The organism is Oceanicella sp. SM1341, assembly GCF_003448965.1.
In the GTDB taxonomy this organism is placed as follows: Bacteria; Pseudomonadota; Alphaproteobacteria; order Rhodobacterales; family Rhodobacteraceae; genus Paroceanicella.
On the sequence record NZ_QRGC01000014.1, the window covers coordinates 71,146 to 85,980 of the forward strand.

At 74.4% G+C, this 14,835-nt stretch carries 12 protein-coding genes and 1 tRNA gene; 7 read left to right on the plus strand and 6 right to left on the minus strand.

Translation table 11 applies throughout. The features are described 5' to 3' along the window. Positions 1-96 precede the first annotated feature (96 nt). On the minus strand, positions 97-495 hold the full coding sequence (locus D3P35_RS14085; RefSeq protein WP_118135423.1) for a DUF983 domain-containing protein: 399 nt from the start codon (positions 493-495) through the stop codon (positions 97-99). 384 nt (positions 496-879) lie between these two features. Here D3P35_RS14085 and D3P35_RS14090 point away from each other — a divergent pair, with 384 nt between their 5' ends. Genes D3P35_RS14090 through D3P35_RS14105 form a run of 4 tightly spaced genes read left to right on the plus strand, consistent with a single transcriptional unit; the run spans position 880 to position 3,030 of the window. Beyond that, positions 880-1,449, plus strand: a complete 570-nt coding sequence (locus D3P35_RS14090) for an EF-hand domain-containing protein (RefSeq protein WP_118135377.1) — start codon at positions 880-882, stop codon at positions 1,447-1,449. Between the two features lie 50 nt (positions 1,450-1,499). Then, on the plus strand, positions 1,500-2,084 hold the full coding sequence (locus D3P35_RS14095; protein WP_118135378.1) for an RNA polymerase sigma factor: 585 nt from the start codon (positions 1,500-1,502) through the stop codon (positions 2,082-2,084). A 44-nt stretch (positions 2,085-2,128) separates the two neighbouring features. Continuing rightward, complete coding sequence (locus D3P35_RS14100) at positions 2,129-2,545, plus strand: hypothetical protein (RefSeq protein WP_118135379.1); 417 nt, start codon at positions 2,129-2,131, stop codon at positions 2,543-2,545. Between the two features lie 2 nt (positions 2,546-2,547). Beyond that, entirely contained in the window at positions 2,548-3,030 is a 483-nt protein-coding gene (locus tag D3P35_RS14105) for a periplasmic heavy metal sensor (protein ID WP_118135380.1), read from the plus strand. Between the two features lie 359 nt (positions 3,031-3,389). Here D3P35_RS14105 and D3P35_RS14110 read toward each other — a convergent pair whose 3' ends face one another. Continuing rightward, on the minus strand, positions 3,390-4,724 hold the full coding sequence (locus D3P35_RS14110; protein ID WP_118135381.1) for an amidase: 1,335 nt from the start codon (positions 4,722-4,724) through the stop codon (positions 3,390-3,392). 427 nt (positions 4,725-5,151) lie between these two features. Between D3P35_RS14110 and mutL the strand changes: the two genes are divergently transcribed. Beyond that, positions 5,152-7,071, plus strand: a complete 1,920-nt coding sequence (gene mutL / locus D3P35_RS14115) for a DNA mismatch repair endonuclease MutL (RefSeq protein WP_118135382.1) — start codon at positions 5,152-5,154, stop codon at positions 7,069-7,071. Beyond that, entirely contained in the window at positions 7,068-8,219 is a 1,152-nt protein-coding gene (locus D3P35_RS14120) for a DNA recombination protein RmuC (protein WP_118135383.1), read from the plus strand. The genes mutL and D3P35_RS14120 overlap by 4 nt, the downstream gene beginning before the upstream one ends. 345 nt (positions 8,220-8,564) lie before the next feature. On the opposite strand, the gene D3P35_RS14125 is transcribed toward D3P35_RS14120, so the two are convergent. Next, positions 8,565-9,467: a phosphotransferase family protein gene (locus tag D3P35_RS14125; RefSeq protein ID WP_118135384.1), complete on the minus strand. Its 903-nt coding sequence runs from the start codon at positions 9,465-9,467 to the stop codon at positions 8,565-8,567. 20 nt (positions 9,468-9,487) lie between these two features. Here D3P35_RS14125 and D3P35_RS14130 point away from each other — a divergent pair. Then, positions 9,488-9,564, plus strand: a tRNA-Arg gene (locus D3P35_RS14130). 220 nt (positions 9,565-9,784) lie between these two features. On the opposite strand, the gene D3P35_RS14135 is transcribed toward D3P35_RS14130, so the two are convergent. From D3P35_RS14135 to D3P35_RS14150, 3 genes are all read right to left on the minus strand, one after another. After that, complete coding sequence (locus D3P35_RS14135) at positions 9,785-11,251, minus strand: amidase family protein (protein WP_157982153.1); 1,467 nt, start codon at positions 11,249-11,251, stop codon at positions 9,785-9,787. Between the two features lie 1,372 nt (positions 11,252-12,623). Next, positions 12,624-13,637: an alpha/beta hydrolase gene (locus tag D3P35_RS14145; RefSeq protein WP_118135386.1), complete on the minus strand. Its 1,014-nt coding sequence runs from the start codon at positions 13,635-13,637 to the stop codon at positions 12,624-12,626. A gap of 156 nt (positions 13,638-13,793) precedes the next feature. Next, positions 13,794-14,807 carry a methyltransferase gene (locus tag D3P35_RS14150; protein WP_118135387.1) on the minus strand — a complete coding sequence of 338 codons (1,014 nt, stop codon included), beginning with the start codon at positions 14,805-14,807 and terminating at the stop codon, positions 13,794-13,796. Between the last annotated feature and the right edge of the window lie 28 nt (positions 14,808-14,835).

The following is a 14,835-nucleotide window of genomic DNA, read 5'->3' on the forward strand; positions in this document are numbered from 1 at the left end:
GCCTCTTGGCTGGTTGCGGCGACTATGGCCGCGCGGGCGGCGCCTTGTCCAGTCGCCCGTCCGCCCGGGCGCCGGGCGCAGCCGTGTCCGGGCGAATCAGTCGCGGTCGAAGCCGTGCATGCGGCGCGACCACTGGAAGGCCACGAACATGCCCTTGATGCGCGGCAGCAGGTAGAGCGTGAGGCACAGGAAGCCCAGCGACAGGCCCACCGCCATCAGCCAGGGCGCGGGGCGGAAGGTGGAATAGACGAAGAGCATCACCGGGGCGACGAGGTGCCCCACGATCACGATGGTGGCCCAGGCCGGGCCGTCATCGGCGCGGTGATGGTGCAGTTCCTCGCCGCAGACAGGGCAACTGCGGCGCACGGTGAGGTATCCCTTGAACAGGGTGCCGCCGCCACAGGCCGGGCAACGCCGCCTCCAGCCCCGCGCCAGGGCGGGGCGAAGCGGACGCTCGTCCACCGGCAGGGCTGTTGCTGAACTCTCATCGCGCATGGGCGAGGTATAGTTGCCGCGCGCGGCACTGTGACCCTGACAGAGTGTCATTGCGTCGGGATGACGCGCATGCGGCCCTTGCCATTTTCCGCGATCCTTTCCGGTCTGCCGCGGCGCGGCGGAAGGCCCCGCCCGCCCGCGCTCTGCTGCCCTGCGGGGCCCGCCACCCGGGCGTGGCGCCGCTCCCCTGATGCCCTCCCCTGATACCCTCATGTCGCGCCCGCGCGGCCCGCGGACCCGGCCGATGGTTTCGTACCTCGCGGCCGCCGCCCCGGGGCGGCGAGATTTCTGCCCCCCGCCGCGACGGAGCCGCCGCCTGCCTGCGTATGAAGAGATACACAGGCCGGAACGACACGGGTTCCGCCAGGATACTGGAGAGAAACGATGAAAACTCCCTTGAGCGCCACGATTGCCCTGCTTGTCGCCCTCTCGCCGCTGGCCGCCACCGCGGTCTCCGCGAAGGGGCCGGGGCCGGAGGGACACGGGCCGCGCGACCATGGCACCGCGATGTTCGAGAAGATGGACGCCGACGGCGACGGCGCGGTGACCCGCGCCGAAATGGAGGCCTACCGGACGACCCGTTTCGAGGCCGCCGATGCGAATGGCGACGGCGAGATCTCGCGCGACGAGATGGTGGCCGCCATCACCGGGCGCATGGAGGAGGAGCGCCGCGAGCGCCTGCAGCGCCGGGCCGAGAAGATGGCCGATTTCATGATGGCCCGCGCCGATGGCAACGGCGACGGCGTGATCTCGGCCGGTGAGCCCCCCGCCACCCGGGAGGACATGATGTTCCGCATGCTCGACACCGATGGCGACGGCACCGTCACCGCCGAGGAGGCCGAGGCCGGCCGGGCGGCGATGATGCGCCACCACGGCGGCCGCTGGGGCCATGGCGGGCATGCCGGCCACGGCCCGATGGGCCGCGGGTTTGATGACGACCGCCCGTCCGAATAAGATCCCTCCCCGCGCGGTCCGGCCCCGGGCCGCGCGGGGAAACCGACCAGATGACCATGGCATTCGACTCCGCCCCGACAGAGACCAGCGACGAGACGCTGCTCGCCCGCTATGCAGGGGGCGACCAGTCCGCCGCGCGGGCGCTCACGGCGCGCCACGCCCCCCGGGCGCTGGCCATCGCCCGGCGCATGCTGCGCGACCAGGCCGAGGCAGAGGACGTGGCCCAGGAGGCCATGCTGCGGCTCTGGCGCATCGCCCCGGACTGGCGCCCGGGCGAGGCGAAGCTCTCGACATGGCTCTACCGGGTCACGTCGAACCTGTGCACCGACCGGTTGCGCCGCCGCCGGCCCGGTGTGACGCTCGACGACGCGCCGGAGGTTTCCGACGGCGCGCCCTCGGTGCAGCAGTCGCTGGAGGCGCGGGAGCGGGCCTCGGCGCTGCACGGCGCCATCGGCACGCTGCCCGAGCGGCAGCGCATCGCCCTGCAGCTCCGTCACTTCGACGAGCTGTCGAACATCGAGATTTCCGAGGTGCTGGACACTTCGGTGGAAGCCGTGGAGAGCCTTCTGGGCCGGGCGCGCCGCGCCCTCGCCGCAGCCCTCGCGGAGAGACAGGAGGAGCTTGGCTTCCGCTGAGCGTCGCACATGATGATGGATGACATGAAGAAGGATCGGGTAGCATGAGCCGCGCGGACACCGGACAGCCGGGCGCCCCGGACCGGGGCACGGACGAGATGCTCGAGGCGCTTTTCGCCGAGGCCAGGGCGGCCGAGCCCGGGCCCTCGGAGGCCTTTCTCGCCCGGGTGCTGGGCGATGCCGCCGACGTGGCGGCGGAGCGGGCCGCCCCTGCCCGGCCGCCGGCGCCGGCGCCGCGCGGCAGCCTCGTGACGCGGCTCGCCGGGGCCTTCGGCGGCTGGCGCGCGGTGGCCGGGCTCGCCGCCTGTGCGGCGGTGGGTTTCTGGGTGGGCTTCGCCGGCCCCGATGCGGTGACCGACCTGCCGGTGCTCGACACGCTCACCGGCGCCGACATGACCCTCGCCTACGAGCAGACCAGCAGCGAGTTCGCCCTGCTCGTCGACAGCTACCCGGAGATCTGACCATGTCCGACACGGTATCCCCGGCCCGCAGCCCGCGCTGGGTGAAGATCCTGCTCGCGGTCTCGCTGGGCGCGAACCTGGTGATCGGCGGCCTGGTGGTGGGGGCGCTGGTGCGGCCCCCGCACGAGCGGGGCGCGCCCTTCATGGCCTTCAACCTGCGCCACGCGCTGCGCAACCTGCCCGAGGACGACCGGGCGCATTTCGACGGCATGAACGACCGGATGCGCGCCGAGATGCAGCCGCTCATCGAGCGCTCGCGCGGCGACCGGGAGCGCCTGCAGGACATCCTCCGTGCCGACGCGTTCGACGCCGACGCGATGCGGGCGATCCTGCAGCGCCAGTCCGAGGCCTTCGGGCAGATGTTCAGCGACGGCAACGAGCAGGCGGTGGACGTGCTCGCCGACATGTCGCCCGACGCGCGCCGCCGCTTCGCCGAGGCCATGGCCGCCCCGCGCCGCGACCACCGCGAGAAGCGCGAGGACTGAAGCCGGCCGGGCCGACCCGCCGCGCCCATGCCCCCGCGCTGCCCCGTGCCGCGCGGGGGTTTCCATGTGCCCCCCGCGGTGATGAGCGGCGCGGGGGCCTGCAAACCGCCGCACGCGCCCTCGACCGGGCGGGACCGCATGCCCGCGCCCGCGCGGGCCGGGATTTCATGCCGGTGCTCCCGCGCTCCGGGCGGGGCGTGCGCCTGCAAGCCTCCTGATCGTCGCCCGGCCCCGGCGAGGGCAGGGCGCGAACGCTTCCCGAAGGGGGCAGGAGGCCGCCGGCGCGGCGCGCATCGCGGGCACCGGCCCTCTGGCCGGCCCCGCCCATGCGCTCGTGGCGGTGAGCCGCTCGTGCCGCCTCAGGCGCCGAGCGCGACTTCCATCGCGGCGGCGACGCGCAGGATCTCGCGGTCGCGGCCCGGCAGGCCGAAGGCGGTGATGCCGCAGGAGGGCACGCCGGTGGGCAGGGTCACCCCGCAGGCGTTCATCAGGTTGCCGATGCGGGTGTTGCGCAGGGCGAGCAGGTTCTCGCGCACGTAATAGGCCGCGTCCTCCATCATCCGCTCGGTGACCGGCGGCAGGATGGCGGAGCTGGGCACGAGGACGGCGTCGTAGCCGCCCACGGCGGCGGCCCATTCGCCGCGGATCGCCATCATGCGCTTGCGGTCGCGCAGCCATTGCGCGGCGCTCACCTCGCGCCCGGCGCGGAAACGCTCGCGCACCTGGTCGAACATCACGTCGGGGTTGCTCTCGATCAGCTCGCCCCATTCCGCCCAGGCCTCGCCGGTGAAGAGCGAGGCGGAGAGGCCCATGGCACCGGCGAGACAGGGCACCTCGCCGCGGGTGATCTTCGCCCCGGCCTCGGCGAGGCGGGCGACCGCGCGCTCGAAGCCTTCCAGCGGCTCGGGGCGGATCTCGTCGAGCGCCACGGTCTCGAGCACCAGCAGGTTCAGCCCGTCGAGCCGGGCGCCGGAGAGGTCGGGCGCGGGCTCGGCGGCCATGATGGCGGCGAGCAGGCCCGCGTCCTCCACCGAGCGGCAGAGCGGGCCGATGGTGTCGAACCCGGCGGCCAGCGGCACCACCCCGTCGAGCGGCAGCCAGCCATGGGTGGTCTTGAAGCCCACGAGGTCGTTCCAGGCCGAGGGCACGCGCACCGAGCCGCCGGTGTCCGAGCCGATGCCGGCCGGCGCGAGGCGGAAGGCCACCGAGGCCGCGGCGCCGGAGGAGGAGCCGCCGGGCACGCGGTCGGGGTAGTTCACGTTCGGCGAGGTGGCGGTGACCGGGTTGATGCCGATGCCGGAGAAGGCGAGCTCGGACATGTGGGTCTTGCCGAGGCAGACGAGCCCGGCCCGGGTGGCGCGCTCCAGAACCAGCGCGTCGCGCGCGGGCGTGCGGCCGGCGAGCAGGGCGGAGCCGGCCTCGGTGGCGATGCCGGCGGTGTCGAACAGGTCCTTCCAGGACACCGGGACACCGTCGAGCGGGCCGCGGCGCAGGCCGGCGCGGGCGCGCTTCGCCGCCGCGGCGGCTTCCTCGCGGGCGCGCTCGGGGGTGGTGCGGGCGTAGATGCGGGCTGCCTCCGGATGCTCGGCGATGGCGGAGAGGAAGAGCTCGGTGAGCGCCTCCGCGTCGATCTCGCCGGTGCCGATGCCGCGGCCAAGTTCACTCGCCGTCGCGCCGAGCAGCTCTCTGTCCATATCCCGTCTCCCCTGAGTTCGGCGCGACGGTAGCGAAGCGGCCGGCGGGCTGCAAGCGGCCGTGATCCGGCGGAGACCGGCCCGTGCCGGGCCGCTCGCACCCCCCGTGTCGCGGCGGGGCGCCGCTCCGGCGCGGCCCCTGCCGGGGCCGGGCCCGGGGGCCGAACCAGGGGGGGCGACGCAAATGCCGGGCCGCGGGTTTGCTGCAGCGGGGACGGGCGGTGTCCGCGCTCGCAGCGGCCGCAGGCCGGGGCGCGGCAAGTCCCCGGCGCCGCTCACGCCGGACGGGCTCTCCCCCGGCACCTGCCTCAAACCGGAGCAGCCAGCGGCGAGACCGGCGCTCTCTCCCCTTTTCCGCGGCGGCACAGGCCCCCCGCCGCAAATCTCGCTCTCGCGGAATCGCGCGATTGGAGCTAAAGATGGTGTCATGAACGCCGAAAGCCCCAAGATAAGCCGTGCCCTGCCGCAGATCCGCCAGCTCGACGAGGCGGCGGCAAACCGTATCGCCGCGGGCGAGGTGGTCGAGCGCCCGGCCTCCGCGGTGAAGGAACTGGTGGAAAACGCGCTCGACGCCGGCGCCCGGCGCATCGACATCGCGGTGGCCGACGGCGGCAAGACGCTGATCCGCGTCACCGACGACGGCCACGGCATCCCGGCCGGCGAGCTCGCGCTCGCGCTCTCGCGCCACGCCACCTCGAAGATCGACGGCACCAACCTGCTCGACATCCGCTCCTTCGGCTTCCGCGGCGAGGCGCTGCCCTCCATCGGCTCGGTGGCCCGGCTCACCCTCACCTCGCGGGCCGAGGGCGCTGCGGAGGCGGCGGAGCTGCGCGTGACCTCGGGCGAGATGGGCCCGGTCACCCCCGCCGCCCTCGCCCGCGGCACGGTGGTGGAGGTGCGCGACCTGTTCCACACCACGCCCGCGCGGCTGAAGTTCCTGCGCACCGACCGCTCGGAGATGCAGGCGGTGAGCGAGACCGTGCGCCGCCTGTCGCTCGCAGCCCCCTTCACCGCCTTCACCCTGCGCGACGTCTCGGGCGGCGGCGAGGGGCGGGTGACCTTCCAGGCCCGGCGCGAGAGCGGCGATTTGCCAGCCGCGCGCCTCGCCCGGCTGCGCAGCCTGCTCGGCGCCGGCTTCGCCGAGAACGCCCTGCCCATCGACGCCGAGCGCGACGGGCTGCGCCTCACCGGCTACGCCGCCCTGCCCACCTATTCGCGCGGCTCCTCCGTGCAGCAGTTCCTGTTCGTGAACGGCCGCCCGGTGCAGGACAAGGTGCTCACCGGCGCCCTGCGCGCCGCCTATTCCGACTTCCTCAGCCGCGACCGCTACCCCGCCGCCGCCCTGTTCCTCGACATCGAGCCCGAGCGGGTGGACGTGAACGTGCACCCGGCGAAATCCGAGGTGCGCTTCCGCGAGCCGGGCATCGCGCGCGGGCTGATCGTCTCCGCACTGCTGCACGCGCTCGCCGGCGCCGGGCACCGGGCGGCGACCACGGTCTCCTCCGCCGCCCTCGGCGCCTTCCGCCCCGAGGGCCGGCCCGCCGCCCCCTGGCCGTCGCGCGGCGGTTACACACCCCCGCCCCGCCCCTCGGCCGAAGCCCTGGCCACCGGCTGGCAGGCCCAGGCCCCGCAGCCCCCCGCCCAGCAGGGTTTCGCCGAGCTCGGAGGCTGGTCCGCGCGGGTCGAAGGCCCGCGCCCGGCCGGCGAGGCCGCCCCGCAAGGGGCGTCCGAGGCGGCCGGCCCCCGGCCGGAGGACGCGTCCGATCTGCCGCCCCTCGGTGTCGCCCGGGCGCAGCTGCACGAGAATTACATCGTCGCCCAGACCGCCACCGGCATGGTGGTGGTCGACCAGCACGCCGCGCACGAGCGCCTGGTCTACGAGCGCTTCAAGGCGCAATACGCCAGGGCCGGCATCGCCGCCCAGACCCTGCTCATGCCCGAGATCGTCGAGATGTCGGCCGAGGACGCCGAGCGCCTGCTCGGCCATGCCGAGGCGCTCGAAGCACTCGGCCTCACCATCGAGCCCTTCGGCGCCGGTGCGATCTGCGTGCGCGAAACCCCCGCCATGCTCGGCCGCTGCGACGCTGCCGCCCTGCTGCGCGACATCGGCGACGAGCTCGCCGACATGGGCACCTCCGCCCTGCTAGAGAGCCGGCTCGAGGCGATCATGTCGCGCATGGCCTGCCACGGCTCGGTGCGCTCCGGCCGCCGCCTCACGGTGGAGGAGATGAACGCCCTCCTGCGCGAGATGGAGGCCACGCCGCATTCCGGCCAGTGCAACCACGGCCGGCCCACCTGGGTGGAACTCTCGCTCGCCGAGATCGAGAAGCTCTTCGGCCGCCGATGACCGCCCTGCCCGAGACCCTGCCCCTCCCCCTGGTGCTCGCCGGCGCCGCGGTGCTGCTGCTGCTCGTCCTGCTGCTGCGCCCGCGCCGCGACGGCGGTGCCGAGGCCCGCGCGCTGGCCGAGGCGATGGCCGGGCTCGACATCGCCATCCGCCGGCTCGACGAGGGCCAGTCGCAGCTCGCGGGCGGGCTGCGCGCCGTCTCCGAGGCCCAGGCCGCCGCCCAGGCCCGCATGGCCGAGGGCATGGAGCGCCGCCTCGAGGAGGTGCAGAAGGGCATGTCGGTCACGCTGCACGGCACCGCCACGCGCACCGCGCGCTCGCTGGGCGAGCTGCAGCAGCGGCTGGAGGCGATCGACCGCGCCCAGGCCAAGATCGAGAAGCTCTCGGGCGACGTGCTGGGCCTGCAGGACATTCTCTCCAACAAGCAGGCCCGCGGCGCCTTCGGCGAGATCCAGCTCGCCGACATCGTCAGCAACGCCCTGCCGCCGGACGCCTTCTCCCTCCAGGCCACGCTCTCGAACGGCCGCCGCGCCGACTGCCTGCTGCACCTGCCCAACCCGCCCGGCACCATCGCCATCGACGCGAAATTCCCCCTCGAGGCCTGGGAGGGCCTGCGTGCCGCGCAGACCGAGCGCGAGCGCGAGCAGGCGGCGCGCGACTTCCGCCTCGCCGTGCGCCACCACCTGCGCGCCATCTCCGAGCGCTACATCATCGAGGGCGAGACCGCCGACAGCGCGCTGATGTTCCTGCCCTCCGAGGCGGTCTACGCCGAGCTGCACGCCACCTTCCCCGAGGTGGTGCGCGAGGGGTTCGAGCTGCGCGTCTGGATCGTCTCGCCCACCACCTGCATGGCCACGCTGAACACGCTGCGCGCCATCCTCAAGGACGCCCGAATGCGCGAGCAGGCCGGCGCCATCCGCCGCGAGCTCGGCCTGCTGCACAAGGACATGGAGCGGCTCGTCGACCGGGTGGGCAACCTCGACCGGCATTTCGACCAGGCGGCGCGCGACGTGGAGGAGATCAAGATCTCCGCCACCAAGGCCGGCAACCGGGCGCTGAAGCTCGAGGCCTTCGACTTCGACACCGCCGCGCCCGACCTCCCCCGGCCCGCCCCGCGCCCTGCCACCGCCATGCCCCAGCGCCGGTAACGCCGGAGCGGCGGCCCCCGGCACCGCCGATCGCCCTGCGCGCCCAGGCCGAGCGCGAACCTGCCGTGCCCCCGAACGACACAGGATCCGGTTTACGCCCGGTGACGAGGGCCGCGCCCGACCCTGGGTGGGCGCACCCCCGCCCGTGGTCAGCGGTTTATCGTGAAAGCCCCGGACGAGGACTGTGCGGCAACCGACATCGCCAACGCGCCCTTCCGGGGGGAGGGTCGGGCGCGGCCCGGGCTGCTCGCCCGGGCGGAAGGGCCGAGCCGGGCTGTCCGGACGGGATGCCGCCGCCCGCGTTCCTGCGGCAGGACGCCCGGCGGGTCTCGCTGCCGTCCCGCCTCAGACGAAACGCGCGGCGAGCTCCGCCTCGAAGCCGGCGGCATAGGCCTCGGCAAGCGGGCCGCCCTGCATGGCGCGCCAGAGGCAATAGGCGGCGAGGCGCCAGTGCAGCGCCGGGGCAAGGGCGGTGTAGCGGCGCGTGGCCGCCGGGTCGGCGTAGGCCTCGAGAAAACGCTGCACCCCGGCAGCGCTGACCGGCGGGCCGCCGTAGACCCTGCGCATGCCCGGCGAGAGCGCCACCGCGATGTCTTCCGCCGCCTCGCCCCGCGCGGGGCATTGCCAGTCGATCAGCAGCGGCTCGGGGGTGAGCACCACGTTGGCGGGAACCGGGTCGGCGTGGAGGAACACCGCCGGGCCCGCGGGACCGGGAGGGTGCTCGGGCCGGCGGGCCTCGAGCGCGGCGCGGCGCGAGTCGCTGCCCAGCCCGGCCAGCATCGCGGCACCGTGGGCCAGCGGGTCGGCCGGCATCGCGCGCAGGCCGCCGGGTGGCGGCAGGGCGTGGAGCCGGCGCAGCAGGCGGGCGAGTGGCTCCGGCGCGCCGTCCCAGGTCCGGCCCTCCACCCAGCGGTAGATGACCGCCCGGCCGGCACCGACCGGGCAGAGCGCCACGGGCCGCGGCGCGAGGCCGGTGCCCTCCAGCGCGCGCAGGGCGGCAAACTCGGCCGCCGGGTCGTTGGGAAAGAGCGGCGTGTCCGCCCCCGGCTGCACCAGTTTCACGCCCAGCGCGCCGCCGCGCGCCTGCCAGCGCCAGACGAGGTTGGTGTTGCCACCGGTGGTCGGCGCGAAGGCTCCGGCGCGCACCGGGCCGAGGCCGGCCCCTTCCAGCACGCGCAGCAGCGCCGCGGGCGGGGGCGCCTGCCGCGCCGCCTCCCGGCTTCTCGCGTTGACCGGATCGACCCGCATCTGTAAACCCTGTGTCCGTTGGCCCCGTAGCTCAGCTGGATAGAGCAATCGCCTCCTAAGCGGTAGGTCGCGCGTTCGAATCGCGCCGGGGTCACCAGTTTTCCGTCACGCTTGTCCGCTCTCCCCGCTCCATGGCCCGTGTCCGGGGCGAGCCTGCCGCCCGCGTTCCGCCCCGCCCGGGGAGGCGCGGCGGGCTGCCTGCGTGGGCCGGACCCGCAGAAGGCCGGCGCGCCCGCCGCCGTCCGCTCGCCCCCTGTCCGTTCGGCAGCGTGTCGGATGCGCCGGCCCCCCGGTCGCTCGGCAGGTCGGGCGTGCGGTCAGAGGGCCTCGGCGCGGGCACGGAACCCGTCGGCATTGCCGCCTTCGGGGGTGATGAAGTCGGGCGGAGCCGCGGCGGGGGCGGCGGCGCAGAAGGCGGCGACGGCACCCATCAGCCGCGCCTCATGCCCCCAGGGCGCCACCACCTGCATCCCGACCGGCAGGCCCGCTCCGGTGAGGCCGCAGGGCAGCGAGGCCGCCGGCAGGCCGGCGAGGTTGAAGGGGAAGGTGAAGGGCGTCCAGTCGGCGCGCCAGCCGCGGTCCTGCGGGCCGGGGTAGTCGTGGAACAGCGGGAAGGCGGGCGCCGGCATCGTGGGCAGCACCAGCAGATCGTAGCGGGTGAAGAGCGCGCGCAGGCTGGCGATGCAGCCGCCGCGCAGCCGGTGGTAGGCATGGGCGTACTCCGCCGCCGTCACCGCCATGCCCACGCGCACCAGCTCCATCAGCGCGGGCTCCATCAGCGCGCGCTGGCCCGGCGACATCTCGTTCACGAAGAGCGCGGTGCCGGCGGAGAGGATGGTGATGTAGGCCTCCTCGGCCCGCGGCAGGTCGAGCGCGGTCTCCTCCGCCTCCGCGCCGAGGGAGCAGAGCACTTCGAGACCGGCCCTGACGAGCGCAGCCGTCTCCGCCTCCACCGGCGCGCCGGAGAGGGTGGGCAGCCAGCCGATGCGCAGGCCCGAGGCGCCGAGGGCGAGGCCGTCGGAGAAGGCGCCCGGGGCGAGTCCGGGGCCGGAGAGCAGCGTACCGTCCGCCTCCACCGGGCCGCGGTGGGCGATGACGTCGAGCAGCAGCGCCGCGTCCCCGGCGTGGCGGGTGAGCGGGCCGGAGGCGACGAGCGGGCCGGTGATGCCGGCGCGGTCGGTCACCAGCGTGCCGGCGCCCGGCTTCACCCCGATCACCCCGCAGAAGGAGGCGGGGATGCGCACCGAGCCGCCGCCGTCATTGCCCAGGTGCAGCGGCCCGAGCCCGGCCGCCGCCGCCGCCCCGGCCCCGCAGCTCGAGCCGCCGGTGGTGAGCGCGAGGTTCCAGGGATTGCGCGTGGCCCCGGTGCGCGGGCTGTCGGAGACGCCCTTGTGGCCGAACTCGGTGGTGGTGGTCTTGCCGAGGATCACCGCCCCCGCCGCGCGCAGCCGGGCCACCTGGGCCGCGTCGCGTGCAGCAGTGTGGGTTTCCGGCGAAGTGGCGTTGCTGCCCGAGAGCGTGGGCCAGCCGGCAACGTCGATCAGGTCCTTGATCGAGACCGGCACGCCGTCGAGCGGCCCCTGCGGCGCGCCGGTGGCCCAGCGCGCGGCGGGGGCCCCGGCCTCGGCCAGGGTCCGGGGGCTGTCGATGAGGCAGAAGGCATTCAGCGCGCCCTGCGTGGCCTCGATGCGCGCGAGGCAGGCGCGGGCCACGTCGACGGGGGTGAATTCGGCCCGGGCATAGCCCTCCAGGAGCCGTCTGGCGCTGAGCAGGTTGAGGTCCATCGGCGGCAGGTCTTTCCATGCGGTGCGGCCCCCGGGGCGGGCGCGCGGGATGTCTCGGTCGGGTGAAGGCCGCCGGGCGCCGGGGGCCTTGCAGGACAGTCGGCGCGATCGGCCGGAGAGGCAACCCGGCGCGTGCGAGATTTCGTGTCTTTCGTATGCGAAAATTCGCCGAGGGTAGCGCCGCGGACGCCCGGGCCCGGGCAAGACGCGGCACCGGCCGTTGAAACGCGGCGCCGCCGGGCATTGGCCCTTCCCGCGCCGGTCGCGCGGCCCTGCGACCTCGGAGCGCGGCGGGAAGGCGCTGCAAGGCGTTCGGGCGGCCCCACCTGGAGCTGCACCCGGCAACACTCGGGCCGCCGCGACAGTCCGGGCGCGTGGCCGGGCCCCGCACGCCCGCCGCGCCACAGGCGCGGCCCGGCCCAAACCGCAGGAGACGTGCCCGCAGGGCGCGTCGACGGAGGGCGGGAGGGCTCCGCTTCCGCACGCGGGGGGCCTGTCGGCCGGGGCTCTCCCGTGATGCGCCCACCTGTCGGTGACCGCCTCTTTGGGCCGGGCCGGATGCTGCGCATCCGGCGGGCGGGCAAAGGCGTCGGGGAGCGGAACAGGCGCTTCGCCCGGTGCAGCCCGGCGGCGGGCCGGGTGGTCCGGCCCACTGCCCACTGCCCACTGCCCACTGCCCACTGCCCACTGCCCACTGCCCACTGCCCACTGCCCACTGCCCACTGCCCACTGCCCACTGCCCACTGCCCACTGCCCACTGCCCGGAGGGCCGTCGCGATCGGACAGCCCGCGCGCAAGCCGGGACGGGTAGCCGCACGGCGCCGGCCTGCCCGGGGGAGACGGGGAGACAGGGAGACAGGGAGACAGGGAGACAGGGAGACAGGGAGACAGGGAGACAGGGAGACAGGGAGACAGGGAGACAGGGAGACAGGGAGACAGGGAGACAGGGAGACAGGGAGACAGTCGGTGATTCTGGCGGCCGTGCAAGGGCAGACCGGCGCGGTGGCGGGCGGTGACGCGAGTGTCGCGGCGAGGGCACGCGGGGCGGGGCCGGCGCCTTGTCGGCTCTGCCAGCGCCCTCGAGGGGCCGATGTGTCGGGGGCGCCTCAGGCAGTATGGCCGGCAGGCGGCCGGAGCCGCGGTGCGTGCCGCAAGCGAGGCGGCGCGAGTGCGGCAGCGAGCGTGTCGGGTCCTGGTCCGACAGGGACCGCCCCGGGGGGAGCGGTCGTGCGGCGCCCCGGGGCGGCTCCGTGATCTGGCTCGGCGCGCGCAGGGTCCGGGGCGGCGTTTCGGGGGGGGGAACGGGGGCCGGGCCGCGCTCCGGAGGGGGAGCGCGGCCCGGTCTGTCAGGGGTGCGGGCCGGGGCCGGCCGTCACTCGGCGGCGAGGTGCTCGCGCAGGAAGCCGTTGGCCTGGGCGATCGCGGCGCGGGTGCCCGGGAGATCGGCGAGCGCGTTGAGCATCACGAAGTCGTGGATCGTGCCGGCGTAGCGGGTCTGCACGGTCGGCACGCCGGCCTCGATGAGCTTGGCCGCATAGGCCTCGCCCTCGTCGCGCAGCACGTCGTTGGCCGAGGTGATCACCAGCGCCGGCGGCAGGCCGGCGAGCTGCTCCGGCGTCGCGTTCAGCGGCGAGACGTGGATGTCCTCGCGCGCGTCGGCGTCGGGCAGGTACTGGTCCCAGAACCATTCCATCGCGGTGCGGGTGAGCCAGGGGCCCTCGGCGAACGCGTCGTAGGACGGCGTGTCGAGGCCCGCGTCGGTCACCGGGTAGAACAGCAGCTGGGCGGCGATCCGCGGCGTGCCGCGCTCCTTGGCGAGCAGGCTCACCACCGCGGTCATGTTGCCGCCCACGCTGTCGCCGGCGATGGCGATGCGCGCGGGGTCGATGCCGAACTCCGCGCCGTGCTCGGCCACGTAGCGGGTCACCGCGTAGTCCTGCTCGATGGCGACCGGGTAGCGGGCCTCGGGCGAGCGCTCGTAGTCGACGAAGATCACCACCGCACCGGCGCCGGCCGCGATCTCGCGCACCAGCCGGTCATGGGTGAGCGTGTCGCCCATCACCCAGCCCGCGCCGTGGAAATAGACCACCGCCGGGGCGTCCTCGCCCAGCCCCTCGGGGCGCAGCACGCGGATCTTCGTCTCGCCGGTGGGGCCGACGGGCAGCGTGCGGTCCTCCACCGCGACCTCCGGCGCATCGACCGGGCCGGACTGGGCGCCGCGCAGCACCTCGCGCGCCTCCTCCGGGGTGAGGGTGTAGATCGGCGCGCCCTGCGAGGTGGCGGCGACGAAGGCGGCGGCATCCGGGTAGAGCACCGGATCGGCCTTGGCAGCACCGGCGGTGAGGGCGAGAGCGGCAGCGCCGGCCTTGAGAATGGTACGGGTCATGGTCGTGGCTCCTGTTGAAAATCGTGTCCGATTGTATCGTGTGCGATTCAATTAGGACTTCGACCTCCGCACGTCAAGCCTGCGATTTAATCGTGTGCGATATTTTTCTCGACCCTCCCCGCCGCCGCGGCCGCTGCGGCGGGTGGCAGGCGGGCCTCAGTCGGGGCGCACGCCCTGGGCCAGCATGGTCATGCCGGGGATCATCGGCGCCACGCTCGCCTCGGCGAAACCGGCATTGCCCAGCGCCGCGTCGAGCCAGGCATCGTCGAGCGAGCGGGCCTCGGGGGTGAAGGCGGTGTGCTGGAGCTGCCAGAGGGCGGCGAGCTTCGGGCCGGTGCGGTCGGCGTTCACCACGAAATCGTGGATCATCACCCGGCCGCCGGGGGCGAGGTGGTCGTAGGCGCGGGAGAGCAGCGCGTCATGCGCCTCCCCCGGCACGCCGGAGAAGAGGTAGGACATCAGGATGGCGTCCTGTTCCTCCGGCCAGTCGGCCTGCAGCGCATCGCCCGGCGCGTAGTGGATGCGGTCACCGAGCCCGGCCTGCTTCACGTAGGCAGTGCCCAGCGCGGCCACGTTGGGGAAGTCGACGATGGTCACCTCCAGCTCCGGCCAGGCCTGGCACAGGGTGATGGCGAAGGCGCCGGTGCCGCCGCCCACGTCGAGCAGCCGCCGCGCCTCGGAGAGGTCGACGTTGCGCGCGAGGCTGCGCGCCGGCCCGAGCGAGCCGGAATGCTGGCTGGCCGAGTAGAGCCGGGCTTCCTCGGGGTCGGAGAACCAGTCCGCGTAGGAGGCGGTGGCCTCCTCGGGCAGGGAATTGTCGAGTGCCTGCTCGATCTGGTCGAGCAGCGGGTACATCTGCCGGTCCACCTGCAGGCGCAGGTAATCGCCGAAATCGTATTTCGCGCCCTTCACCAGGAAGGCCTCGGCGGCAGGGGAATTGGCGAAGCGCGCCCCTTCCACCGAGACGAGGCCCAGGGCGGCCAGAGCGGTGAGCAGGGTGCGCGCGCGCTCCGGGTGCAGGCCGGTCGCGGCGCCGGTCTCCTCGGCCGTGAGGCTGCCGCCGGAGAGCACGGTGAATACTCCGTGATGAAGTGCCGCGAAGAGGGCTTTCGAGCCCATGAACCCGAAGGCGACATCGGATATCTCTTCGGCCCTGGTCAGAAGTGTCATGCAAATGTCCTCGTGGGGTATGCTCGGG